Source organism: Pseudoxanthomonas sp. LjRoot143 (assembly GCF_964252945.1).
Lineage (GTDB): Bacteria > Pseudomonadota > Gammaproteobacteria > Xanthomonadales > Xanthomonadaceae > Pseudoxanthomonas_A.
This window is the reverse complement of sequence record NZ_CAXUPM020000001.1, coordinates 3570608-3595191: the sequence shown is the minus strand read 5'-3', so window position 1 is coordinate 3595191 and position 24584 is coordinate 3570608. Positions and strand designations below refer to the sequence as shown.

Sequence of the window (24584 nt, the reverse complement as noted above, 5' to 3'; positions counted from 1 at the left end):
CCGATGGTCATGCCCGGCGTGAACGGGTGCGGGTTTCGCGCATACCGCATTTCACGCACAATCTCCGCTTGTCCACACGCGGGGCGCGATACGCGCGGATGCAAGCCTACGTCTACAAGAGCCAGCGCAAGGCCGACACCTTCGTCTACCTGGCGAAGCGCGACGACTTCACCCTCGTGCCCGAACCGCTGCGCACCCAGTTGGGCGACCTGGCGTTCGTGCTGGAAGTGGCCCTGACCCCCGAGCGGAAACTGGCGCGCGAAGACGCCGCCGTCGTGCGCGAGAACCTGTCGGCGCGCGGCTTCCATATCCAGTTCCCGCCGCAGCCCGATCCGCGCGTCCGTGCCGATGCCTGAGTCGCGCCTGCAGCCCCGTCCCGTCGCTGTCGCCGCGTTGCTGGCCGGCGTGCTGCTGGCCGGCGCGGGGGGCTGGGCCGGTGGCGTGGTCGCGGCGGTCGCCGCATGCCTGGCGCAGCCGGCGATCGCGCTGGGCGTGTCGTGGCTGCGCGGGACCCGCGTGCTGGCGCCTGCGCGCGCATGGCGAGAAGACCTGCCCGCCCTGCTGCTGGCCTGGGCGGTCGCCTTCGCCGGTAGCGCGGCGCTGCTGGCCTGGCCGCTGGCCTCGCTGCACGACAGCGGCAGCCTGCCGGCGGCGCTGGGCGTCAGCGCAGTGGTGGGTGCGGTGATCGTCGGGCTGTGGCGGACGTGGCCGCTATGGCATGGGCTGGAGCGCGATGGCGGGTCGCTCGCCGCGCACTGGCGAGGCCTGGTCGAGCGCGACTTCCATGCCTGGCGCGGCCTGGCCGTGGCGACGCTGCTGGCGCTCGCGGTCGGCGGCGGGCTGTGCCTGGCCTGGGCGGGCCTGGTGCCGGAGGCGGGGCGTGTTGGCGCCGCAGTGGCCTATGCGCTGCTGTTGCCGGTGCTGCACCTGGGCGTACAGAGGTTCGACGGCGCGGGCGTGCTGCCTGTGGTGGAGATGCCGGACAGCGACGATGACGACGTCGATACCGCGACGGCCGGCGAACACCCGGCACAGGACCTGGATCTGGAGCGGGCGCTGTTCGATGCCGCCCGCTCCGGTCGCGTGGACCGCGCGCTGGAACTCATCGAGGCCGGTGCCGACACGCATGCCCTGCCGGCGGAAGGCGCGCGCGACCAGCGCAGTCTCGGCGTGCTGGCGGCGGTGCTTCCCGACCTGCGCCTGCTGCGCACGCTGATCGCGCACGGTGTCGACCTCAATCACGCGCATGCCGGCGTCACCCCGCTGCTCGCGGCGACCCGCGACAGCTGGCATGGCCGGCCCGATGCCGTCACCACGCTGCTGGCCAATGGCGCCGATCCGCGTATCGCCGATGCCGACGGCAACACGCCGCTGCATCATGCCGCCCGCAGTTCCGATCCGGGCGTCGTCGCGTTGCTGCGCGATGCCGCAGCGGAACTGGATGCGCTGAACCACGATGGCCTCACGCCGCTGGGCGTGGCCTGCGTGGCCGGCAACTGGCGGCTGGCGAAGTTCCTGCTTGAGCGTGGCGCACGGCCCGATCCGCAGGGGGGGCAGCCGGTGCTGCTGGCGGCCGCCTCGACGGAAGAGGACGATCCCGCCGGCGTCCAGTTGCTGCTCAAGCACAAGGCCAAGGTGGATGCACGCGACGCGCAGCGCCGCAGTGCGCTGCACGAAGCCGCTTTCGCCGGCCATGCGGAAATCGCCACCACGTTGCTCGCGGCCGGTGCCGACGTGCACGCACGCGACGCACAGCAGCGCACGCCGTGGTTGGATGCGGCGCGTGGTGCGCACCTGCAGGTGCTGGAGAAGCTGGCCGATGCCGGCGCCGACCGCCACGCGCTGGATGCCGGGCGCCGCAGTGCGCTGATGTTGGCCTGCACGGCCGAGCACGCCTCGCCTGCGCTGGTGCGCCGTTTGCTGGACTGGGGCGTGGATCCTGCCCTGGCCGATGCGCAGGATCGCCGTGCGGTCGATGTCGCGGCCGAAGCCGGCCGCTGGGCGCTGGTCTCGGCGCTGGACCCGGGGTACGCGCTGCCCACGGCCGTCGCTGCCGCGGACGACGAGACGCCGCCCGACCGCGCACCGGCGGTACTGCTGCGCGAGGGATTGGCGAGCGGCCAGTTCGACGGTCTTGATGCGCTGGCACGATTGAGTTCGCGCGAGGAGCTCGGTGCGCTGTTGCACGACACCGACATGCAGCGCCCGGCACGCCTGACGTGGCTGCTGCGCCACGGCGCGGATGCGGAAAGCCGGAATGCGGATGGCGACACGCTGCTGTTCGCGCTGCTCGCGCAAGGCCCGACCGGGCAGCCGGCGCTGGCGACCTTGCTGGCGCGCGGCATCCCGCCCGCAGGCGCTGGCGGACTGGCGCGCTTCATGGCGGCGTGCGCGGCGGACGACCAGGCGGCGCGCGCGCTGGAATCCTGCGCGCTGGACCTGCTGGAACGTGGCGCCGATCCGTTCGCGCCGTCACCCCAGGGCGACCCGGCGCTGTCGCTGGCGGTGCGCCTGGGATGGCAGCGCGTGCTCGACCGCCTGCTCGACATCGGCGTGGACCGCGAGGCACGCGACAGCCATGGCATGACCGCTCTGCATCTGGCGGCGGTGCTGGGTCGCGAAACCGCATTGAAGCAGCTCGTCGCGAAGGGCGCCTCGCCCGACGCGCGCGCCGCCGACGGGCAGACGCCGCTCGGCGTCGCCCTGGCGTGCGGCCGCCGCGATCTGGCCGACTGGCTCGACTGGCGCATCTGGTCGTTGCCACGCCGTGCGCTGCGTCCGGCCGACCTGCCGGCCGCCGCGATGGCCGGCGACCGCGATGCCGTGCGGCGTCTGCTGGACCTGGGCTTCGACGTCGATTCGCCGGATGCCCAGGGCTGCACGGCGCTGCTGCGCGCGGCGGGCGGCGGCTTCGCGTCCACGGTCGAGTTGCTGCTGGCGCGCGGTGCCGATCCGCAGCGCGCCGCCAATACCGGCGCCACGCCGTTGTCGGCCGCGGTCAGCATGCGCCAGGTCGAGATCGTGGGTGCCCTGCTCGCGGCCGGCACGGACATCGAGCACCGCCTGCCCGGTGGCGTCACCGTGCTGATGCTGGCGGCGGCCCTGGGGCTGCCGGAGATCGCCGCACGCCTGATCACGGCGGGAGCCAACGTGCACGCCGGCGATGCGCAAGGGCTGACGCCCCTGCACTGCGCCGCCCTCTACGGGTTCACCGCCCGCGAAAAGCCGCGACTGGTGGCGTTGCTGGATACGCTGCTGCTGTCCGGTGCGGAGTTCGAACAGGCGGCGGCCGGCGCGGTGACGCCGTTGCTGCTGCTGCTCGGCGCGCGTGCCGAACCCGGAACCGCCTGCGACGAGGAAGTCGTGCTCGCCGGCCTGGAGCGCCTGCTCGATGAGGGCGTGTCGCTGGACGTGCAGGACCCGCGCGGCTTCGGTCCGTTGCACCTGGCATCGCTGCACGGCCTGCTGCGCGTGGTCAGCCGCCTGCTGCGGGCCGGCGCGGATCCGGAGCTGCGCGACGCACTGAACCGCACGCCGCGCGAGATCGCGGTGATGCGCGGCTTCATCGACGTGGCGGCGGAGTTCGTGCCCGCCACACCCGGCGCGGGCGCATCGATGGCACGTTTCCTGCGCGACCGCGGCTGACCCGGATCCGCCTCAGCGCGTCGGCGGCGCGTCCTCTCCGGTCGCATCGGCTTCGAACAACTGCTCAAGGTCGCTGACGGCATCGCGTGCCGTCTGGATCACCGCACCGTCGTCGTCGTAGACCAGATACTGCGCGCGCAACAGCTTCTCGTCGTGCTGGCGGAAGCGCCGCGTGTGCTCGGCCGCGGTCTCCGGTGGCAGGCCCAGTTCCACCAGCACCTGTTGCGCCATCTCCAGGCTGGAGCCCAGCGTCTCGCGATATGCCTCCGCGCTCAGGTCCATCAACCGCCAGGCGTGCTGGCGGTTGCGCGCGCGCGCCAGCACGCGCGCCTCCGGGTACATGCGGCGGATCAGACGCGTCGCCTTGATGTTCGTGTCGGGGTCGTCCATTGCGATCACGAACACCTTCACATGCTGCGCGCCGGCGGACCTCAGCAGGTCCGGCCGGGTCGGGTCGCCGTAGTACAGCCGGATGTTGCCGAACCGCCGCAACGTGTCGACGGTCTCGGGGCTGTGCTCCAGTGCGACGAAGGAAATCCGCTGTGCGGTGAGCAGGCGCGCGACGATTTGGCCGAACCTGCCCATGCCCGCGATCAGCACCTGCGGCTGCTCGTCCGGAATCTCATCGAACGTGCGCGGCGCGGCGGCAGGCGCGTGCTTCACCTCGGCCAGCAGGCGATGCAGGCCCAGGAGCAGCAAGGGGGTCAGTGCCATCGATACGCCGACGATCGCGGTCAGCTGGTTGCGTAGTTCGACGTCCATGAGCTTCACGCGCGACGCTTCGCTGAAGACCACGAACGCGAACTCACCCCCCAGCCACAGCGTGCCGGCCAGCATCAGCGCCCCCCGGGGCTGCAGGCGGCCCGGCCAGCGGCCGATGCCGAACAGCAGCGAGAATTTCACCGCCAGCAGGATCGCGACGCCGGCCGTGACCACCTCGGGCGCCTTGGCCACGGCATCCAGGTCGATGTCCATGCCGACCGCGATGAAGAACAGGCCCAGCAGCAGCCCCTTGAACGGATCGATCTGCGATTCCAGTTCGTGGCGGAATTCCGAATCCGACAGCAGCACGCCGGCCAGGAACGCGCCCAGGCCGGCGCTCAGGCCGGCCAGTTGCATGAACCAGGCGATGCCCAGCACCACCAGCAAGGCCGTGGCGGTGAACACTTCGGGCATGCGCGTACGCGCGACGATGCGGAACAGCTGCCGCAACACCAGCCGCCCGCCGAGGATCACGATCGCGATGGCGCCGACGGCATGGAACACCATGGTCCAGGTCAGCGTTTCGTTCTTCGCGCCGCCGAGCAGCGGGATGGCAGCCAGCAGCGGGATGGCCACCAGATCCTGGAACAGCAGGATCGCGAAACCCAGCCGTCCGTGCTCGCTGGTCAGTTCCTTGTTCTCGGCGAGCAGCTGCAGGCTGACCGCGGTGGACGAGAGCGCCAGGCCCAGGCCGATCACGAGCGCGGTCTTCCAGTGGTGCTCGAAGGCCAGCGCGATCCCGCCCAGCACCAGCGCGCTCAGCAGGACCTGCAGGCCGCCCGCGCCGAACACCGGCTTGCGCATCACGCGCAGCCGCGACGGCGACAGTTCCAGGCCGATGACGAACAGCATCATCACCACGCCGATCTCGGCCGCGTCGAGGATGCGATCCGCATCCCGCACCAGCGCCAGCCCGTCCGGACCCAGCACCACGCCGGCCACCAGGTAGGCCAGCACCGCCCCCAACCCGAAGCGCTTGAACACCGGCACCGCGATCACCGCGGCCAGCAGGAACACCAGCGCCAACTCCAGACCACTACCGTGCATGTATCACCTCGCGGGGATAGTATGCGGCGGAGACTTGGTTCCGGGGGCGTGCCATGAACGAAGGAATATCAATGACGCGGAAAGTCTGTCTGAGCGCACTCATGTTGGCTTGGGCTCTGTGTTCGGGTGTTGCAGCGGCAGCGCACGCGTCTGGTACGGAAGCGGGCCATGGGCAGATTGAAGCGGGCATGCGGGTGCGGGGAGAAATCACGGTCGATACCACGGGGAACGTGGTGGGATACAAGCTGCATGAAGAGAAAAAGCTTCCAGCGTTGGTCGCGACATTCGTAAGAGACAGTATCGCGTCATGGAAATTCCAACCTCTCGCGTTGGAAGGGAGTGCCATGGCAGTACGCAACACGATGGAGCTTTTCGTGGTTGCCAGGCAACGCGACGAGCAGTACGAACTGCGTATGCAGGCAGTCGGTTTCCGGCCCACGGAACGGGCGCATGGATATGAGGTCACGGTAACCAGTCTGACGCCCCCGACGTTCCCGGCATACGCCATGGGGACGGGCGCAGCAGGGACCGTCTATCTGCTCTTGCGGGTCGGTCGTGATGGCGCGGTGCAGGATGTGGTCGCGGAACAGGTGAACCTTCATGTCCGTGGGAGCGCCGATATGCTGGCTACGCTCAGGTCTGCGTTCGAGACGGCGTCGGTCGATGCTGCGAGGACGTGGAGGTTCGCCCCCCCTGTGCACGGAGAGCTTGCGTCGGCGAAGGATTGGTCGGTACGCGTGCCGATCGATTTCAAGTCGTATGCCGTGTCCAGTTCCAGTCGAGGTGCAAAGCACGAACGGGCTGCCAGGCCCGCCCGCTACGGGCAATGGATAGCTTACGTACCGGGACCACGACGAAAGGCAGCATGGCTGCCGGAAGATACTGCGGGCACGTCGCCTGAAGCACTGGCGGCAGGCGTTCCGCATCTGGTGGAACGACACGGCCTGCGCTTGTTGGCGCCATTGGGCGGAGATTCGTAGCGCTATAGCGATGCAGGCAAGGTGTGCGGCACTCGCTGCAAGGCGATGCCGAAGCGCTTGAACACCGGCACCGCGATCACCGCGGCCAGCAGGAACACCAGCGCCAACTCCAGACCACTACCGTGCATGTATCACCTCGCGGGGATAGTATGCGGCGCACGGGCCCGGGCCGGGCTCACTTCCAGGGATATGGGGGCGCAATGAGGCGGACGGTCGGTTTCGCGGTCCTGTTCGCGACATGCCTGCTGGCATGGACGCAGAGCGTATACGCGCAAGGGGTCGGCGCGATGCGCAAGCAGATCGAAATGAGCATGGCGGTGACGGGCGAGATCACCGTCAGCGAGCATGGCGGTGTCATCGCGCACACGCTGGACAGGACGGACGAGCTTCCGCCCGGTGTCGTTGCGTTCCTGCAGCAGCAGATCCCGGCGTGGGAGTTCAAGCCATTGCAGCACGAAGGCCGCCCTGTACGTGCCCGCAACAAGATGCGTGTCCTGCTGGTGGCCAGGAAGCAGGAGGCGGGGGGCTACGAGATGCGCGTGCAGGCGGCGTCCTTCTATGCCTTCAGTACGGTGGAAGAGAGCTCTTCCGACAACGGCAGGATGATGCCGCCGCGTTATCCGGCCGCGATGGCGCGGGCGGGCGCATCCGGCAGCGTCTACCTGATCCTGAAGGTCGGCCGGGATGGCCGCGTCGAGGAAGCCTTCGCCGAACAGGTCAACCTGCGCGTCCTGGCCACGGCACCCGAGATGGAGCGCATGCGCCAGTCGTTCGCCGCCTCCGCAGTGCAGGCGGCGCGGGGCTGGTCCTTCACTCCGCCAAGCCAGGTCGACTCGGGTGCTGCCGATTACTGGACGATGCGGGTACCGGTGGACTACACGATGGGTCGCATGGAGTCACGCTACGGGCGCTGGGTGGCTTATGTTCCCGGACCGCGCACGACGGCGGACTGGGTCGACGCAGAACTGACGCAGAGTTCGCCGGAAGCGTTGGCGAACGGCATGGTGGGGGTGCTGGACAGGCACGCCCTCCGCCTCCTGACGCCGCTGGCTGGCGAAGGATGACGGTACGCTCGTCCAGGGGATGATGGCGTACACCCGGTCGGAGAACGGGGCGGACGGAAGTGATGGATGCCGATGGGCGTCGACGGCTCGCGTATCACTACGAAGGAGCGAATGATGAAGATGCGTCTAGGGCTGGGCCTGTTGCTGGTACTGCTCTGCATGCCGGCGCTGGCGGGCAGCTCACGCGCCGTCCGCAAGCAGATCGAGGCCAGCATGCTGGTCACCGGATCGATCCTGATCGAACGCGATGGCAGCGTCAGCACGCTGGAGGTCGACCAGCGCGACAAGTTGCCGGACGTGGTGACCGAACTCGTGGAAGGGTCCGGGCCGGCCTGGAAGTTCGAGCCCGTGCTCGTGGATGGCGTGGCGAGACGAGCCAAGGCGCGCATGAGCCTGCTGGTGGTGGCCAAGAAGCTGGATGACGGCACGTACAGGGTGGGCATCCGCAGCGGCTACTTCGGCAAGGAGGCGATGACGCCGGAGGAGCGCCAGCAGGAACCCGATGCGATCAAGCCGATCTCCATGCAGCCGCCCAACTATCCGATGGCGGCGCTGGAAATGAACGTGCGCGGCACGGTCTACCTGGTGGTGAAGATCGGACCGGAAGGCCTGGTGCAGGATGTCGCTGTCGAGCAGGTCAACCTGCGGACGGTGGGCAGCGAGAGCGAGATGAAACGGATGCGGGGAACGCTGTCCCGCGCTGCCGTTGTCGCGGCCAGGAAGTGGTCCTTCTCCGTATCGGCAAGCGAGGAGCTGCGGCAGGCCGGGTTCCTGTCCGTGCGCGTGCCGGTCGACTACGAGTTCTTCGGCGCCAAGCAGCCCGGTTACGGGGAATGGCTCGCTTACGTTCCCGGACCGCGGGAGCCGATCCCGTGGGCGCAGGAGGGCCAGCAGGGTGCGGACGAAAGCCCCGAGGCCCTGTTGGCGGGCGGGCTCTATCCGTTGGGCAAGGGATTGCGCCTGCTGACGCCACTGGGCGGCGACTCCTGAATCACCGCGAGGCAGCGGTCGGGACATCCGTGCCAGCGCCTGGCCACTACGGTGCATGTACCACCACGCGGGGCTAGTATGCGGCGGACGGGCCCGGGGCGGGCTTGCTTCCAGGGATGCAGGAGGACGTATGGGACAGCGGAACACGTGGGTGATGTGGCTTCTGGTGCTGGCGCTGGCATGGGCTCCCGGGGCAGGGGCGCAGAACGCCGGCGCCGTCCGCAAGCAGGCGGAAGCCAGCATGCGGGTGACCGGGTCCATCAGCATCGCGGTCGACGGAAGCGTCGAAAGCGTGGAGCTGGATACGCCTGAGAAATTGCCCGAAGGCATTCCTGCCTTCGTCGGCCGCAATGTCGCGACCTGGCGCTTCGAGCCGGTGATGGTGGAGGGACAGCCGCGCCGCGCGCTGACACGCATGAGTGCGCTGCTGGTGGGCAGGTCGTTAGGCGATGGCAAGATGGAGATATCGATCCGCGGCGCCGACTTCGGCGACTATGAAGCGATGCCGGAGGCGGAGCGCGTCAGCGCGAAACAGATGAGGCCACCGGGGTACCCGATGGCGGCGGCGCAGGGGGGCGTGCAAGGGACGGCCTATCTCCTGCTCAAGATCGAACGCGACGGTACCGTCGGCGACGTGATCGCCGAACAGGTCAACCTGCGGATCGTCGCCAACGAGTCCCAGATGAACCAGCACCGCGACCGCTTTGCCCGTGCAGCGATGGCGGCAGCCCGAAAGTGGACCTTCGCTCCACCCACCGTGGGCGCCCAGGCCACGCAGCCCTATTGGGTCGTGCGCGTGCCGGTGGATTTCAACTTCGGCGAAGCGCGACGCTACGGGAAATGGGCGGTCTATATTCCGGGGCCGCGCATGAGCCCGACGTGGGCTCCCGCGGATGAAGCGCCAGGCTTCTCGCCGGACGCGCTGGCCGATGGCGGTGTGCACCTCGCGGGCAGTACGCGTGGCCCGAAGCTGCTGACACCACTGGATGGCGCTTGAAGACATCCCGTATCCGAGCTCTGGGGCTGCTTGCGTGCCTGGCGATGGGAATGGCAGCACAGGCAGCGGAGGGCGACCCGATCCGCCTGGAAGCATCGGGCACGCTGCACATCGGCGCGGACGGAGCGAATGTGGGATTCACGCCGGACCCGGCGCTGAACGCACAGGTCGCAGCGCAGGTGCAGCGCGGTGTGGCCACATGGCGGTTCGCCGCGACGGGGTCGCACGGGCGACCGGTTGACGGAGATACCGACGTGCGGCTGGCGCTGGAGGCGGTGCCGTTGTCGGGAGGCTACGGCCTGCGGTTGGCGCAGGCGTGGTTCGGCACGCCGACGCTCACGCCTGGCGCGGTACCGCCGGACTATCCGCGCATGTTGCTGGAGGCACGCGCGGGTGCGCGCGTCCTGCTGCAGCTCCGGCTGGATGCGCAGGGGCATGTGGAGGACGCATCGATCACGGATGCCGCCGTGCTGACGCACATCAAGGATGCGGGCATCAGTGCGACATGGCGTGAGCGCTTCGAGCAGACCAGTATCGCCGCCGCACGGCGCTGGAGCTTCGTTGCCGGCTCGACGCAGGCGGGTGTCGCCACCTACCCGCGCGAGGTGCGAGTGCTGGTGACGTTCTGGCCTCGCGACATGAAGGGCGACACCGACTATCGCCATATCGGCTGGCCGATGGAAACCTCGCCCTGGGCCATCACGAACAAGACCACGCTGCCGCCGGGCAGCGTCCTGATCGACCCGCGTGTCGTGCCGGTGGATTCCGTCCTGTCGCTCGGCTCGGACGTCATCGGCTCGATGCTGTAAGCGAGCAGCGCCCGCCTTGTCGGCATGCGCGGTGCGGGTGCCGTCGACGCAAAGGGGGCAGGTGCGAAGCGCATGACGTCCGATGCGCAGGCGCGTTGCCCCGGCGTCCGGTCGCGGTGTTCACTCGCTTGTCACTTTCTCTGTTTCTGTTCATACTTTCCGCCGAAGCCAGCATTCGGCCGTCTCTCCCGGTCCCGCCAGCGATTCACCGCCTGACAGGACCCGCACATGAGACTGGCGCCCCTCTTCGCCGGCATTTTCGCCTGCGCATTCGCCGCAACCGCTTCCGCCCACACGCCCTATCTCGCGCCGAGCACCTTCGCACCGCGCGCGGGCGACACCGTCGCGCTGGATGCTGCGTTCGCCGAAACCTTCTTCGTTCCCGAAACGGTGTTCGACAACAGCCGGTTCACCGTCATCGGCCCCGATGGCAAGGAAGCCGCGCTGGACGCCGTGCAGCTGCTGAAGGTCCGCGCCGTCGCCGAGCACACACTGCCGAAAGGCGCGACGGGCATCTACCGCTTCAGCACCGGACCGCGCCTGGGCGCGCTGTTCCGTACCTGGGAACTCAACGGCAAGCAGGAAAGCTCACGCGACCCGGCGGCGAAGATCCCGGCGGGTGCCAAGGTGATCTCCAACTTCCAGTCGCTGACGCTGGCGGAAACCTTCGTCACCGTCGGCGAGCCCGGCGGCAAGGCGCTGCAGGCGCGCGGCAAGGGCATCGAACTCGTGCCGGTCACCCATCCCAATGATCTGTTCGTCGGCGAGACGTTCGATTTCACCGTGCAGTACGACGGCACACCGCTGGCCGACCAGAAGGTCGAGATCACCGAAGCGGTGTGGACCTCGGACCGCAAGCCGCAGGTGGTGACGGTGCTGACCGATGCGCAGGGCAAGGCCAGCGTCAAGCTGGAGCGTGCCGGTACCTGGCTGGCGCTGACGCGCCATCGCACCAAGGCGCCCGCCGGCGCGCCGGTCGACGAGTACAGCAACAGCTACACGCTGACGTTCCGCGTGCTCGAACAGTAATTCCCCCCCTTCTCCGGAGATGTCCATGAAACCTGGCCTGCTTGCCGGCGCGTGCCTCTGCGCGCTGCTGTCCGCTCCCGCCGTCGCCCAGCAATCGCCCGCCCCGCGCCCGCTGGTCGGCGGTCATGGCAACAACATCACAGCCTTCATCGCGCAGCATGACGCGAATGCCGATGGCCGCCTGACGTGGGAGGAGTTCGACGCCTTCCGCCGTGCACGCTTCGATGCGACGGACGCCAACGGCGACGGCACGGTCGACGTGGAAGAGTACGTGCAGGAGTTCGAAGACCGCATGCGCGAGGAGATGGAACAGGGCCGCGGCGAGCAGATCGAACAGACCAGGCGCCGCTTCACCGCGCTGGACACCGACAAGGATGGTCATGTCTCGCGCGCGGAGTTCGACGCGTCCGGTGAGCGTGTCTGGAGCGAGGGCCAGAAGGCCCTAGCTAGCAAGACGGAAGCAAAGGACGATGGCGAGAAGACCGCGGCCGCTGCGGAGCGTTTCGATCGCCGTCCCAACCGCTTGGCATTGCCCAGCAGCCACACGGCCGAAGGCTTCCTCGCGCTGTACGACGGCAATGGCGATGGCAAGGTGGAGCGCAGCGAGTTCGACCAGGCGCGCGCCACCCAGTTCACGCGCACGGATGCCAACAACGACGGTCGCCTGACCCAGGACGAATACCTGGCCGAGTACGAGGACCGTCTCGATCGCCATATCGCCACCCAGACCGGCGGCTCGGACAAGCAGACGCGTGTGCGCTTCGGCGCCCTGGACACCGACAAGGACGGCAAGATGACGTTCGCCGAGTACCAGGTGTCGGGTAAGCGGACCTTCGAGGCGGCCGACCGCAACCACGATGGCGTGGTGGACCCCGCGGACGCCAAGCTGCCGCCGCCTGCGCGGACCGAACGGCCCGCCGCGAACTGAGCAGAGGGATCGCGTGGGGATGCGACCGTCGACGATGTGCCGGGGGATCGGCCTGTGGCTGGCGTTGGCCAGTTGCGGGCTGGCCGCCGCGCCCGTACAGGTGCAGCGCGAAGGCGTGCTGGGCACGTCGTTCGAGATGCGGATCGATGGCGATGGCACGCGCGCGTCGCGCGCCGTCGACGCTGCGCTGCACGAAATCGCCCGTCTCGAATCGCAGCTCAGTACGTGGCGCGAAGACAGCGCCTTGTCCCGCTACAACGACGGCCATCTTCCTGCCGAGCGCCTCCCCGAGGCGGTGGTCGAGGTGCTGGCGCGTTGCGAGCACTGGCGCGCTGAAACCAACGGTGCTTTCAGCTGCCGTCTCGGCGCGTTGATCGCGCAATGGCGGCAGGCCGATGCCGACGATCGCCTGCCGGAACGTGCGGGCCTGCGCCGGCAGGCGCGCGCACTGGCGACCTTGCCGGTACCGGCGACGGGCGCGCTCGATCCGGCGCTCGGGCTGCGCTTCGACGTCGACGGCATCGCCAAGGGCTACATCCTGGATCGCGCGCTCGCGAGCGCGCGCCGCGCTGTGCCCAAGGCGACCGGCATCCGCATTGATATTGGTGGCGACGCCGTCTACTGGGGTCGTCCGGAGGGCGATGACGCATGGCACGTCGATGTTGCCGATCCGAAGCAGCCGATCGACAACCAGCCCGGTGTCGCGCGCGTGAAGCTGGCGTCGCAGGCGATCGCGGCCAGTGGTCATCACAGTCGCGGCTACACGATCGGGCGACGGCAATTGAGCCATATTCTCGACCCGCAGGAGGGCTGGCCGTTGAGTTACGCGCCTGCCGCCACCGTCATCGCCCGGGATGCCGCCACCGCCGATGCGTTGGCGACCGCGCTCACGGTGATGCCGATCCGCGACGGCATCGCGCTGGTCGACCGCATCGAAGGCGCGGCGGCCCTGGTGGTGTCGGATGCCGGCATTCCTTTCGCGTCGGCACGCTGGCCGGCCGCACTGGACGCTGGTGTGGTGTCCGCGCCGCGCGCGTCGGTCCTGATCGATTACGAGATTCCGGCCAACGCCGTGGATCGCTACCGGAAGCCCTATCTCGCGGTCTGGATCGAGCACGAGGACGGGCGCGCCGTGCGGCAGCTGCATGTGCTCGGCGACCGCTCGCGCTGGTTGAGCGAGCTGCCACGCTGGTGGCGGCACTACGGCCGCAACGATCCGGCCGGCGCGCTCGGCATCGCGCGCCCGACGCGCGCGCCTGGCCAGTACACACTGGCATGGGACGGTCGCGACGACCGTGGGCAGGCGATGCCCGCCGGGCGTTACGTATTGCGCGTGGAAGCCGCACGCGAGCACGGCGGCCACGAATACATCGCGCTACCGTTCCCGCTGGGCGACGCCACCGCGCCCCTGCAGCATCAGGGTCAGACCGAGATCGGTCGCCTGGTTCTCCGCTACGACAAGACGTAGCGCCTTTCCTACCCAACGGCGCGAACCCGCGCCATCCCAGCGACGTACTTCCGCCCTCGCGGCCGCAGCCAGGATTGGAGCGCTCCCATCGAAGCGCATGTTCTTTCCTGACTGTGGAGTCACACCATGAAGTTGTCCCCCCACTTGCTGGCGCTGGCCATCGCGTCCGTCATCGCCCTGCCTGCACAGGCTGAAACCCCCGCCGATCCGAACGGCGCACAGACGCTGGATACGATCGAGGTCAAGGCGCAGCGCGAGCGACAGCAGTCCACCAACCAGAATGTCACCACCCTGAGCAGCAAGGATCTGCAGCAGCAGGGCGCGCAGAGCATGGAAGATGCGATCCGCTACGTGCCGGGCGTCGAAATGGTCGATCTGGGACGTGCCGGTTTCAACGGCTTCAACATCCGTGGCCTGGAAGCCGACCGCGTGTCCATCATGCTGGATGGCCTGAGCTTCCCGCAGAGCATGGACCCTGGCACCTACCAACCGTACGAGTTCTTCCGCTCCGGACGTGGCAGTGTCGACATGGAAGCGGTCAAGACCGTGGAGATCATCAAGGGAGCCGATGCGATCACCGCCGGCAGCGGTGCGCTCAGCGGCGCGGTGATGTTCACCACCAAGGACCCATCCGACTTCCTGGAACCGACCGGCAACGACACCGCCGGTGCGCTCAAGTACGCGTATACCGGCAGCAACGATGAGAATGCCGGCACGCTGACGTTCGCCAACCGCACGGGACCGGTCGAGTCGCTGCTGGTCTACACCAAGCGCGAAGGGCACGAGACCGAATCCTGGTACGACACCACGATCAACTGGATCGGCCCCGGCCGTCGCACGCCGGACCCCATCGATCGCGAGAGCGACAACCTGCTGGCGAAGGTCAATTTCCTGATCAGCGACACCCAGACGTTCGGACTGATCTACGAACGCGCGCGCAGCACCGGCCACGTCGACAACTGGACCCGGACCGATGGCACCGGCTCGTACTATGAGCGCTCCGCGGTAGACCGCAGCGACCGCGACCGTTACGGCCTGAAGTACACATGGAAGGCGGATGTCGCCGCCTTCGACACGCTGGAAGCGACGGTCGACCGGCAGGAGAACTACATCCAGGGCCAGACCAACGTGCTGGTCGCCAGCGGCACGTCGGGCGGCACCCGATGCTCGGTGGCGGCACTCTGTTCGCGACAGGAATTCCGCTGGGATACCCAGGATCGCGATCGCGCCGCGATCGATCTGGACAAGTCGTTCGAAAGCGGCGGCCTGCGCCATGCGCTGGTCTACGGCGCGGCCTGGCAGCAGGCGGACATCGACTGGAACTCGATCGACTCGCGCTGGAACAACGCGGGCCAGCTGGTCAGCCGCGACACCGATCCGTCGCTGTGGCCGAACACCCGCGAGACGTCGTGGACGGTCTACGCTCGCGACAAGGTACGTCTGCTGGAGGATCGCCTGACCCTGACCGGCGGCCTGCGCTACGACAGCTACAAGTACACGCCGAAGGTGCGTGCGACCTCCGGTGGCGATTCCGGCTATACCGATGGCGGCGGCAGTGTGGGCGTCTCCGAGTTCCGTTCGCCGACATGGAACCTGGGCGCCGACTTCCGCATCGCCGATACGCAGTCGTTGTGGGCGCAGGTCGGCCGCGGCTTCCGCGCGCCGAGCGTCAACGACATGTACGGCACGTCGTCGACCACGCAGGTCACGCGCGTGTCCGATGGCGCCCTCGTCACCGTGCCCGATGGCAAGAGCAATCCGGATCTCGACGCCGAGCGCAGCCTCAACCTCGAGCTGGGCTGGCGCTACAGCAGCGATCGCCTGCGCCTGGGCGTGTCGGCGTTCCACGACACCTACAGCGACTTCATCGACAGCGCGGACTTCGTTGGCGATCCGACCGTGCAGTACAGCACCGTCGTGGGCGGCCAGACCGTCATCACGAACGGCTACATCTACACCATGCCGATCAACCGCGGCGAGGTGAAGGTCAAGGGCGTCGAGGTGGAAGGCATGTGGCTGCTGGCCGATGACTGGATGGCGCGCCTTGCCTACTCGTACAACGAGGGCGAGGACAACGATGGCGAACCGCTAGGCAGCATCGTGCCGGCCAAGCTGGTGGCGGGACTGAACTACGTCGCGCCGTCGCGCCGCTGGAACCTGACTGCCAACGTCACCCACCAGGAAGACAAGGATCCGTCGGACTACGGCCGGAGCATCACCAACGGCAGTTACGGCGCGGAAGTCGTACCGGTGTACGCCTACAAGGCACGTGCGTACACGCTGCTGGACCTGTTCGGCAGCTACGACATCACCAAGAACCTGCACCTGACCGCCGGCATCTACAACGTGTTCGACAAGGAGTACTACCTGTGGAACCGCGTGCGTACCGCCGGCGCCGGCAACGCGGTGTTCTCGGGTTCCACCAGCGCGGCAGGCATCGGTCGCTGGTCGCAGCCGGGTCGCAATGCCCGCGTGACGCTCAGCTGGTCGTTCTGAGCCCGTGAAGGGGGCGGATCGGTCATGTCGGCCGACCGCCCATCGGCATCCGCTGATGGTGTTCCCTTCGCCCACGAAAAAGCCCTGCTGTCATCCTTGAGCTTCAAGGTTCCAGCAGGGCTTTCTTTTTCCGATCCGGCGACGCCGGACCTTCTGGTGCTTAGCGCTTCATCGAGCTGAAGAACTCGTCGTTCGACTTGGTGTTCTTCATCTTGTCCAGCAGGAACTCCATCGCGGCGATTTCGTCCATCGGATGCAGCAGCTTGCGCAGGATCCAGATCTTCTGCAGCAGCTCCGGCTCGATCAGCAGGTCCTCGCGACGCGTGCCCGAACGGTTGATGTCGATGGCCGGATAGACGCGCTTCTCGGTGATACGGCGGTTCAGGTGCACTTCGCTGTTGCCGGTGCCCTTGAACTCTTCGTAGATCACCTCGTCCATCTTGCTGCCGGTCTCGACCAGCGCGGTGGCGATGATGGTCAGCGAGCCGCCTTCCTCCACGTTGCGCGCGGCGCCGAAGAAGCGCTTCGGACGGTGCAGGGCGTTGGCGTCCACGCCGCCGGTCAGCACCTTACCGGAGCTGGGCACGACGTTGTTGTAGGCGCGGGCCAGGCGGGTGATCGAGTCCAGCATGATCACCACGTCCTTCTTGTGCTCGACCAGGCGCTTGGCGCGCTCGATCACCATTTCGGCGACCTGCACGTGGCGCGCGGCGGGCTCGTCGAAGGTCGAGGAGACCACTTCGCCGCGCACGGTGCGCTGCATTTCGGTCACTTCTTCCGGACGCTCGTCCACCAGCAGCACGATCAGGTGCACGTCCGGGTGGTTGGTCGTAATGGCGGTGGCGATCTGCTGCATCATGATCGTCTTACCGGCCTTCGGCGGCGACACGATCAGCGCGCGCTGACCCTTGCCCTGCGGCGCCATCAGATCGAGGATGCGGCCGGCGATGTCTTCCGACGAACCGTTGCCGCGCTCCAGGGTGAAGCGGCGACGCGGGAACAGCGGCGTCAGGTTCTCGAACAGGACCTTGTTCTTCGATGCTTCCAGCGGCTCGCCATTGATGGTGTCGATGGTCGACAGCGCGAAGTAGCGCTCGCCATCCTTCGGCCAGCGGATGCGGCCGGCCAGGTGGTCGCCGGTACGCAGGTTGAAGCGGCGGATCTGGCTGGGGCTGATGTACACGTCGTCCGGGCCGGCCAGGTAGCTGGCCTCGGCGGCGCGCAGGAAGCCGAAGCCGTCCGGCAGGATTTCCAGCACGCCATCGGCGGCGACGCCTTCACCGTGGCGGGTCAGCACCTTCAGCAGCGCGAAGATCACGTCCTGCTTGCGGGCGCGGGCGACGCCTTCCTGGATGTTCAGTTGCTCGGCGATATCGAGCAGGCGCGGGGCGGGCATGCGCTTGAGGTCGCCCAGCGAATACTGCGGGAAGCCCTCCGGCACGTTCGGCTGCTGGCGAGGCACGAAAGCCTCCTGGCCGCCGCCATTGCCGTCCTGCGGCATGCCGTCGTGGCCCTGGCGGTCGCGGTCGCGGTTGCGTTCGCGGCGGTTGCGGAAGCGGTCGCGGCGATTGTTGTTGAAGCGGTTGCCGTCGCGCTGGTCGCCGCCTTCCTGCTGGCCGCCACCTTCGTGTTGCTGACCGCCGCCCCCTTGCGCCTGCGGGGCGGACGCATCGCCACCGCCGTCATGGGACGGTGCGGGCGCTGCGGGGGCGGGTGCGCGTTCGGCCGCAACGGGCGGCGGAAGCGGAAGCTGGGGTGCCGGGTCGGACGCGCGCTCGGTGGGCGCGGCGGCGGTATCGGCGGACGGGGCTTTGGGAGCACGGGTTTTACGCACGCGCTTCTCGGCGGGGGCGCCGGTTTCGTTGCTGCTGTCGGACAAGTTGCGAATCCTCGCTAGGTGGCGAGCGCCGGCGTTGCGGCGGCGGGGTGAAATGAAGAAAGGAGATTCAGATGGGTGCGGCGCATCCCCTGCGCCGGATTTCGGGGCCGACACTACCACCGGGTCCGGGGTAGCGGCAAGCCGCGCGGAGCGGCGGGTTCAAGCAGATTCAGCCTGCGCCCCCGCCGTGGCGGGGGCGGGGCGAGGGGTCAGGCGGCCTGGGAGCCCAGGGCCTTGTCGATCATCTGGGTCAGCTGCCCCTTGCCCACGGCGCCGATCTGGGTGGCCTGGATCTGGCCATCCTTGAACAGCAGCAGCATCGGGATCGAGCGGACGTGGTACTTGATGGCGGTGGCACGGTTCTCGTCCACGTTCACCTTGGCGACCTTCAGCTTGCCATCGTAGGTCTCGGCCAGCTCGTCGAGAACCGGGGAAATCATCTTGCACGGGCCACACCATTCGGCCCAGAAGTCCACCAGTACGGGCTCGCCGGACTGCAGCACGGCAGCATCGAAATCGGCATCGCCGACGTGGGTCACTTTGTCGCTCACGGGGATCTCCTGCGGGGTCCGCGGGCGGGCGCGGACGGGTTCGGGCCGGGACGGCCACCACGATTGGGGTAAACTGGGGCGTTCCGCGACCTTTATCAAGGGTTCCCAGGTGGTCGCGCAACCCGGCACAGGGGGCGCAGTGTGCGACGCCGGTCAGGCCGTTGCAAGCACACCCACCGCATTCATAAGAGACGCGCGCGGAACACAGCGACGCAAAGAAGAAGGCATGAGCGACAAACCGTTAACCGACATCACGTTCTCCTCGTTCGACCTGCATCCGGCGCTGCTCGCCGGCCTGGAAGGCGCAGGTTTCTCCCGTTGCACGCCGATCCAGGCGATGACGCTGCCGGTCGCCCTGGCGGGCCGCGACGTCGCCGGCCAGGCGCAGACCGGCACCGGCAAGACGCTGGCTTTCCTGGTCGCGGTGATGAACCGCCTGCTGAGCCGCCCCGCGCTGGCCGAGCGCAAGCCCGAGGATCCGCGCGCGCTGATCCTGGCGCCCACCCGCGAACTCGCCATCCAGATCCACAAGGATGCGGTGAAGTTCGGCGCCGACCTCGGCCTGCGCTTCGCGCTGGTCTACGGCGGCGTGGATTACGACAAGCAGCGCGAACTGCTGCAGAAGGGCGTGGACGTCATCATCGCCACGCCGGGCCGCCTGATCGACTACGTCAAGCAGCACAAGGTCGTCAGCCTGCACGCCTGCGAGATGTGCGTGCTGGACGAAGCCGACCGCATGTTCGACCTCGGCTTCATCAAGGACATCCGCTTCCTGCTGCGCCGCATGCCCGAGCGCACCACGCGGCAGACGCTTCTGTTCTCGGCCACGCTGTCGCACCGCGTGCTCGAACTGGCCTACGAGCACATGAACGAGCCGGAGAAGCTCGTCGTCGAGACCGAGTTCATCACCGCAGCGAAGGTGCGGCAGAAGCTGTACTACCCGGCCGACGAAGAGAAGATCCCGCTGCTGATCGGCCTGCTGTCGCGCAGCGAAGGCGCGCGCACGATGGTGTTCGTCAACACCAAGGCGTTTGTCGAACGCGTGGCGCGCGCGCTGGAACGCGCAGGCTACCGCGTCGGCGTGCTGTCCGGCGACGTGCCGCAGAAGAAGCGCGAGTCGCTGCTGAAGCGCTTCCAGGCGGGCCAACTGGAACTGCTGGTGGCCACCGACGTGGCCGCGCGCGGCCTGCACATCGATGGCGTGTCGCACGTGTTCAACTACGACCTGCCGTTCGATGCGGAGGACTACGTGCACCGCATCGGCCGCACGGCGCGCCTCGGCGCCGAAGGCGATGCGATCAGCTTCGCCTGCGAGCGCTATGCGATGTCGCTGCCCGATATCGAGGCCTACATCGAGCAGAAGATCCCGTCCGAGCCGGTCACCGCCGAACTGCTGACCGCGCTGCCGCGCCCGGAACGTCCGAAGCCGGCCGCCGGCGAGGGCGACGAGGAAGAAGAAAGCGTCAGCCAGATCTTCCGCGAAGCCCGCGAACAGAAGGCGGCCGACGAGGAGCGTCGTGGCGGTGGCCGCAAGCCGGGTGGATCCGGCGGTGCGGGTCGTCGCGACGGGGGCCGCCGCGAGGGCGGTCGCCGCGAAGGTGCGCGCTCGGCCGATGGCAAGCCGCGTCCGCCGCGCGCGCCGCGTCCGGAAGGCGAAGCGGCGAAGCCGCAGGCGCCGCGACCGGCGAACGAGGCAGCCCGCACCGATACGGCGACGCTGCCGGAAGGCGAGCGCAAGCCGCGCAAGCGCCGTCGTCGTCGCCATGGCCGTCCGCTCGAGGGTGCCGAAGGCGCCGTGGCGAATGCCGCGCCCGTCGTCGCGAAGCCGGCCGCTGCGCCGAAGCCGGCCGACGACAATGCGGGCTTCCTGACCAAGCTGGGCCGCAAGATCCGCTCGCTGGTGTCCGGCGGCTGAGCCCTGTCATCGTGCGTATCGAGGAGAAGCCGGGCATGTCCCGGCTTTTTCTTTTGTGCGGCGTCATCGCCAGCGTCTCGGCCGGTCCGGCATAATCGACGGACATGAGCGTCCTTCGATTCGAAAACGTCAGCAAGCAGTACCCCGGCGGCCATGCGGCGCTGGAGGACGTCAGCTTCGAGGTGGCCGAGGGCGAGATGCTGTTCGTCACCGGGCATTCCGGTGCCGGCAAGAGCACGCTGCTGAAGCTGATCCACCTGAGCGAGCGGCCCAGCCGCGGCGCCGTGCTGTTCGCCGGCAAGAACCTGTTGAAGGTCCGCGGCGGCCGCATCCCGCTGCATCGCCGCGAGGTCGGCGCGGTCTACCAGGACCATCGTCTGCTGACCGACCGCACGGTGATGGAGAACGTCTCGCTGCCGCTGATCCTGCGCGGCGATCGTCGTGGCGACATCGGCAAGCGCGTGCGCGAAGTGCTGGCACGGCTGGGCCTGGGCCATCGCGAGAATGCGTTGCCGACGCAGCTGTCGGCGGGCGAGCAGCAGCGTGTCGGCATCGCGCGTGCCATCGTCGCCGAGCCGCGCCTGCTGGTGGCGGACGAGCCGACCGGCAACCTCGATCCGACGTTGGCCGCGGAAATCATGTCGCTGTTCGCGTCCATGCCCGAGCGTGGCACCAGCGTGCTGGTGGTCAGCCATGACCTGTCGCTGCTGAAGCGGATGAAGAAGCGCGTGCTGATCCTCGACCACGGCAAGCTGGCCGATGACATCTCTCCCGCGGATCTGGCCGAATGAGCGACGCGAAGAACAGTCGCGCGCAGGCGCGCTCGGGGTTCGGCATCTGGCTGGACCAGCATCTCTACAGCTTCGTTTCCAGCCTGGGCCGCACCGTGCGTCGTCCGTGGGCGACGTTGCTGACGATCGGGGTAATGGCGGTCGCGTTCGTGCTGCCCTTGGGCCTGTGGCTGGCGCTGCAGAACGTCGGTCATTTCGCCGGCGATGTGCAGCAGTCGCGCGAGATCGACCTGTTCCTCAAACCGGAAACATCGGTCGCGCGCGCGCAGGCGCTGGCGGAAGCGCTGCGCGGCCGCGATGACGTGGCCAGCGTCGAACTGCGCACCCCCGAACAGGGCCTGGCGGAGTTCCGCGAACGCAGCGGCCTGGCCGGATCGCTGGACCTGCTGGACGGCAATCCGCTGCCCAGCCTGTTGGTGGTCGTGCCCGAGGGCGACGAGGCGAGGCTGGTCGGCGCGCTCGAAGCGTTGCCCGAAACCGACTTGCTGCAGCACGACGCGGCCTGGCGCGAACGCCTTGCTGGCTGGATGGGATTCGGCAAGCGGCTGGTGTGGGTGCTCGCGGCGTTGTTCGGCCTGGGCGCGCTGCTGGTGGTCGGCAACACCGTCCGCCTGGACATCCAGTCGCGGCGCGAGGAGATCGGCGTGCTGCAGTTGCTGGGGGCGAGCGATGGCTTCATCCGCCGGCCCTTCATCTATCTGGGCGCGTGGTACGGGCTGGCAGCCGGCGCGCTGGCGCTTGGCCTGTTGACGTTGGCGGCGCTGGCGCTGCGCGCGCCGCTCGCGGCACTGGCGCGCAGCTATGGCAGCCCGTTCGTGCTGGTCGGGCTGGACCCGGCCGGCGCGACGGTCGTCGTCGTGGCGGCCACGGTGATCGGCTGGCTGGGCGCATGGCTGGTGACCGGCCACTTCTTGCGTCAGACTCGCCCGACTGCCACCTGACACCTTACGCATCTTCATGGCCCAAGAGCTCCGGCATCTGATCAGCGACGCACCCCGCGTGATGGTGGTGGACGGGTCGAAGCTGGTCCGCAAGCTCATCGCCGATGTGCTGAAGCGCGACCTGCCCGGGGTGGAGGTGATCGGCTGTTCCAGCATCGCCGACGCGCGCAAGGCGCTGGCGGCGGGCGAGGTGCATCTGGTGACCACGGCGCTGGCGTTGCCCGATGGCGACGGCATGGAGATCGCGCGCAGCGTGCGCGAGGCAGCGGGCCAGGCCTACGTGCCGGTCATCGTCGTGTCCGGCGACGCGCAGCAGCATCTGGAAGAGCGCCGCTTCACCGAGTTCGTCACCGACTATTTCGACAAGGCGCTGGGCCACGAAGCACTGGCGACCTTCATCCGCGGCTACGTGCAGCCGGAGCCGGTCGCCGGCGCCACCATCCTCTACATCGAGGACAGCCGCGTCGTCGCCGAGACCACCCGGCGCATGCTGGAGCGGCAGTCGCTCAACGTGGTGCACGTGATGAAGGCGGAGGACGCCTTCGCGCTGCTCACCGCCGAATCGCTGGGCCTGTCCACGCACAAGTTCGACCTGGTGCTGACCGACGTGGTGCTGAAGGGCGAACTGAGCGGGCGCGACATCGTGCAGCGTATCCGCGTGGATTTCGCCTACGGCAAGCGGCGCCTGCCGATCCTGGTGATGACCGGCGACAGCAACCGCGACAACCAGGCCGAGCTGCTGCAGGCCGGCGCCAACGACCTGGTGCTCAAGCCCATCGCCGAGCGCCTGCTGGTGACCAAGGTGTTGTTCCAGTTGCGCCTGGCACGCATGGACGAAACGCGCAGCCTGGTCTGAGCGCATGACGGACGACGACCGCGTCAGACTGGAACCCTCGTGGAAGGCGCGCATCGGCGACTGGCTGCTGCGACCCGACATGCAGGACCTGTCCGCCTTCCTGCGCCAGCGCAAGGCGGCGGGCGCACGCATCTATCCGCCCGGACCGCAGATCTTCGCCGCGTTCGACGCTACGCCGTTCGATGCGGTGAAAGTGGTGATCCTGGGACAGGATCCGTACCATGGACCGGGCCAGGCGCACGGTCTGTGCTTCTCGGTGCTGCCGGGCGTGCCGGTGCCGCCGTCGCTGGGGAACATCTACAAGGAAATCAATGCCGACCTCGGCATCGCGCCGCCTGGCCATGGCTGTTTGCTGCCGTGGGCGCGCCAGGGCGTGCTGCTCCTCAATGCCGTGCTGACGGTCGAGGAAGGCCGCGCGGGTGCGCATCAGGGCAAGGGCTGGGAAGGTTTCACCGACCATGCCATCGAGACGCTGGCGCGCGAACGCGAAGGCCTGGTGTTCCTGCTCTGGGGCAGTTACGCGCAGGCCAAGGGCAAGGTGATCGATACGCGTCGCCATCGCGTGCTGCGTGCGCCGCATCCGTCGCCGCTGTCGGCGCATCGCGGGTTCCTGGGGTGTGGGCACTTCAGCGCGACCAACCAGTACCTCGCGCAGCGTGGGCAGGCGCCGATCGACTGGCGGTTGCCGTCGCGGGATCAGCTGGTGATCTGAGGCGATGTGCTGTCGTGCAATCTGATGTGGGAGCGACGTAAGTCGCGATGATCCACCGGTAACGCCGCATCGCGACTTACGTCGCTCCCACAGCCGAGGATCCTGGATCCGACCTCAGCGCGTACGACGCCGCTTCTGCGGTGGTGAGACCGGCGGGGGCGGGGTGACCGGAATGTTCTTGATCTCGCCCTGCAGCTCTTCCAGCATCGGCACCATCTTCAGCTGCACGGCGCTCATGATGTTCTGCATCAGTGCGGGATTCTTGTCGAGCATGCGCTGGCCGGCAGCGCTCTCGTAGAACTTGGTGATCGCGCGCACGTCCTCGCGCGTGTAGGTCTTCTTGTAGACGTCCAGGTAGACCGGCCGCATTTCTTCCCACGACAGCGCCTTGCGCACGATCTCCTGGGTCTTGGTCTGGATGCGCGCGACCTCGGCTTTCTGTTCCTCGGTCATTTCCTTGCCGGCGAAATGCTTGTCGAACTCCTGCTGCTGCACCGCCTCCATCTGTGGGACCACGCCGGCCAGCAGGCTCTCGGCGCGCGAGGCCTTCAGCAGGCGGTCGATGTCGGCATCCGACGGTTCGGCCGCGAGGGCGGTGCCGGCGAACGCCAGCGCGACGGTGACGAGGAGGAGGCGGGAAAGCCGGCGGGCCGCGGTCAGCGAAGCAGCGATCATGCAGTGCGGGTGGCGTGGAACGGGGGCACAGGGTGCCTGCCGGGGAGTA

Annotated in this window: 22 protein-coding genes; 17 read left to right on the top strand and 5 right to left on the bottom strand. The window is 68.2% G+C overall.

Features of this window, described 5'->3' with window-relative positions; translation table 11 throughout:
• Nucleotides 1–98: 98 nt before the first annotated feature.
• Nucleotides 99–356 (top strand): YcgL domain-containing protein, encoded by a 258-nt coding sequence (locus ACSQ1W_RS17410; RefSeq protein ID WP_436044980.1) that lies wholly within the window; start codon nt 99–101, stop codon nt 354–356.
• Nucleotides 349–3645: an ankyrin repeat domain-containing protein gene (locus tag ACSQ1W_RS17405; RefSeq protein WP_436044979.1), complete on the top strand. Its 3297-nt coding sequence runs from the start codon at nt 349–351 to the stop codon at nt 3643–3645. Before ACSQ1W_RS17410 ends, ACSQ1W_RS17405 begins: the two co-directional genes overlap by 8 nt.
• A gap of 12 nt (nt 3646–3657) precedes the next feature.
• On the opposite strand, the gene ACSQ1W_RS17400 is transcribed toward ACSQ1W_RS17405, so the two are convergent.
• Nucleotides 3658–5454: a monovalent cation:proton antiporter-2 (CPA2) family protein gene (locus tag ACSQ1W_RS17400; RefSeq protein WP_436044978.1), complete on the bottom strand. Its 1797-nt coding sequence runs from the start codon at nt 5452–5454 to the stop codon at nt 3658–3660.
• Between the two features lie 71 nt (nt 5455–5525).
• Between ACSQ1W_RS17400 and ACSQ1W_RS17395 the strand changes: the two genes are divergently transcribed.
• Entirely contained in the window at nt 5526–6434 is a 909-nt protein-coding gene (locus tag ACSQ1W_RS17395) for a hypothetical protein (protein ID WP_436044977.1), read from the top strand.
• Between the two features lie 2 nt (nt 6435–6436).
• On the opposite strand, the gene ACSQ1W_RS17390 is transcribed toward ACSQ1W_RS17395, so the two are convergent.
• Nucleotides 6437–6562 carry a hypothetical protein gene (locus tag ACSQ1W_RS17390; RefSeq protein ID WP_436046274.1) on the bottom strand — a complete coding sequence of 42 codons (126 nt, stop codon included), beginning with the start codon at nt 6560–6562 and terminating at the stop codon, nt 6437–6439.
• Between the two features lie 72 nt (nt 6563–6634).
• Here ACSQ1W_RS17390 and ACSQ1W_RS17385 point away from each other — a divergent pair, with 72 nt between their 5' ends.
• The 9 genes from ACSQ1W_RS17385 (at nt 6635) to ACSQ1W_RS17345 (ending at nt 16395) form a co-directional block, all read left to right on the top strand.
• Complete coding sequence (locus tag ACSQ1W_RS17385; RefSeq protein ID WP_436044976.1) at nt 6635–7498, top strand: energy transducer TonB; 864 nt, start codon at nt 6635–6637, stop codon at nt 7496–7498.
• Between the two features lie 114 nt (nt 7499–7612).
• Nucleotides 7613–8488: an energy transducer TonB gene (locus ACSQ1W_RS17380; RefSeq protein ID WP_436044974.1), complete on the top strand. Its 876-nt coding sequence runs from the start codon at nt 7613–7615 to the stop codon at nt 8486–8488.
• Nucleotides 8489–8618: 130 nt separating this feature from the next.
• On the top strand, nt 8619–9485 hold the full coding sequence (locus tag ACSQ1W_RS17375; protein WP_436044972.1) for a TonB family protein: 867 nt from the start codon (nt 8619–8621) through the stop codon (nt 9483–9485).
• A 50-nt stretch (nt 9486–9535) separates the two neighbouring features.
• Nucleotides 9536–10294, top strand: coding sequence for a hypothetical protein (locus ACSQ1W_RS17370; protein ID WP_436044970.1), 759 nt, complete (start codon nt 9536–9538; stop codon nt 10292–10294).
• Nucleotides 10295–10522: 228 nt separating this feature from the next.
• Nucleotides 10523–11323, top strand: a complete 801-nt coding sequence (locus ACSQ1W_RS17365; protein WP_436044969.1) for a DUF4198 domain-containing protein — start codon at nt 10523–10525, stop codon at nt 11321–11323.
• A 25-nt stretch (nt 11324–11348) separates the two neighbouring features.
• Nucleotides 11349–12251, top strand: coding sequence for an EF-hand domain-containing protein (locus ACSQ1W_RS17360; protein WP_436044968.1), 903 nt, complete (start codon nt 11349–11351; stop codon nt 12249–12251).
• Nucleotides 12252–12285: 34 nt separating this feature from the next.
• Nucleotides 12286–13719 (top strand): DUF2271 domain-containing protein, encoded by a 1434-nt coding sequence (locus ACSQ1W_RS17355; protein WP_436044967.1) that lies wholly within the window; start codon nt 12286–12288, stop codon nt 13717–13719.
• Nucleotides 13720–13845: 126 nt separating this feature from the next.
• Entirely contained in the window at nt 13846–16215 is a 2370-nt protein-coding gene (locus tag ACSQ1W_RS17350; RefSeq protein ID WP_436044966.1) for a TonB-dependent hemoglobin/transferrin/lactoferrin family receptor, read from the top strand.
• Between the two features lie 24 nt (nt 16216–16239).
• Nucleotides 16240–16395 (top strand): hypothetical protein, encoded by a 156-nt coding sequence (locus tag ACSQ1W_RS17345; protein WP_192273810.1) that lies wholly within the window; start codon nt 16240–16242, stop codon nt 16393–16395.
• Here the strand turns inward: ACSQ1W_RS17345 and rho are convergent.
• Together rho and trxA are read right to left on the bottom strand one after the other, a co-directional pair.
• Nucleotides 16376–18094 carry a transcription termination factor Rho gene (gene rho, locus ACSQ1W_RS17340; protein ID WP_436044964.1) on the bottom strand — a complete coding sequence of 573 codons (1719 nt, stop codon included), beginning with the start codon at nt 18092–18094 and terminating at the stop codon, nt 16376–16378. The two genes, ACSQ1W_RS17345 and rho, sit on opposite strands and share 20 nt — an antisense overlap.
• A 209-nt stretch (nt 18095–18303) precedes the next feature.
• Nucleotides 18304–18645, bottom strand: coding sequence for a thioredoxin TrxA (gene trxA / locus ACSQ1W_RS17335; RefSeq protein ID WP_436044963.1), 342 nt, complete (start codon nt 18643–18645; stop codon nt 18304–18306).
• Nucleotides 18646–18871: 226 nt separating this feature from the next.
• Here trxA and rhlB point away from each other — a divergent pair, with 226 nt between their 5' ends.
• The 5 genes from rhlB (at nt 18872) to ung (ending at nt 23860) form a co-directional block, all read left to right on the top strand.
• Entirely contained in the window at nt 18872–20560 is a 1689-nt protein-coding gene (gene rhlB / locus ACSQ1W_RS17330; protein WP_436044962.1) for an ATP-dependent RNA helicase RhlB, read from the top strand.
• Nucleotides 20561–20664: 104 nt separating this feature from the next.
• Nucleotides 20665–21351 (top strand): cell division ATP-binding protein FtsE, encoded by a 687-nt coding sequence (ftsE, locus tag ACSQ1W_RS17325; protein ID WP_062350449.1) that lies wholly within the window; start codon nt 20665–20667, stop codon nt 21349–21351.
• A complete protein-coding gene (gene ftsX / locus ACSQ1W_RS17320; RefSeq protein ID WP_436044961.1) occupies nt 21348–22292 on the top strand; it encodes a permease-like cell division protein FtsX in 945 nt (314 codons plus the stop codon). Before ftsE ends, ftsX begins: the two co-directional genes overlap by 4 nt.
• A gap of 16 nt (nt 22293–22308) precedes the next feature.
• Nucleotides 22309–23148, top strand: a complete 840-nt coding sequence (locus tag ACSQ1W_RS17315) for a response regulator (RefSeq protein WP_436044959.1) — start codon at nt 22309–22311, stop codon at nt 23146–23148.
• A 4-nt stretch (nt 23149–23152) separates the two neighbouring features.
• On the top strand, nt 23153–23860 hold the full coding sequence (gene ung, locus ACSQ1W_RS17310; RefSeq protein ID WP_436044957.1) for a uracil-DNA glycosylase: 708 nt from the start codon (nt 23153–23155) through the stop codon (nt 23858–23860).
• 114 nt (nt 23861–23974) lie between these two features.
• On the opposite strand, the gene ACSQ1W_RS17305 is transcribed toward ung, so the two are convergent.
• Nucleotides 23975–24535 carry a DUF2059 domain-containing protein gene (locus ACSQ1W_RS17305; RefSeq protein ID WP_192273803.1) on the bottom strand — a complete coding sequence of 187 codons (561 nt, stop codon included), beginning with the start codon at nt 24533–24535 and terminating at the stop codon, nt 23975–23977.
• Nucleotides 24536–24584: the final 49 nt, after the last annotated feature.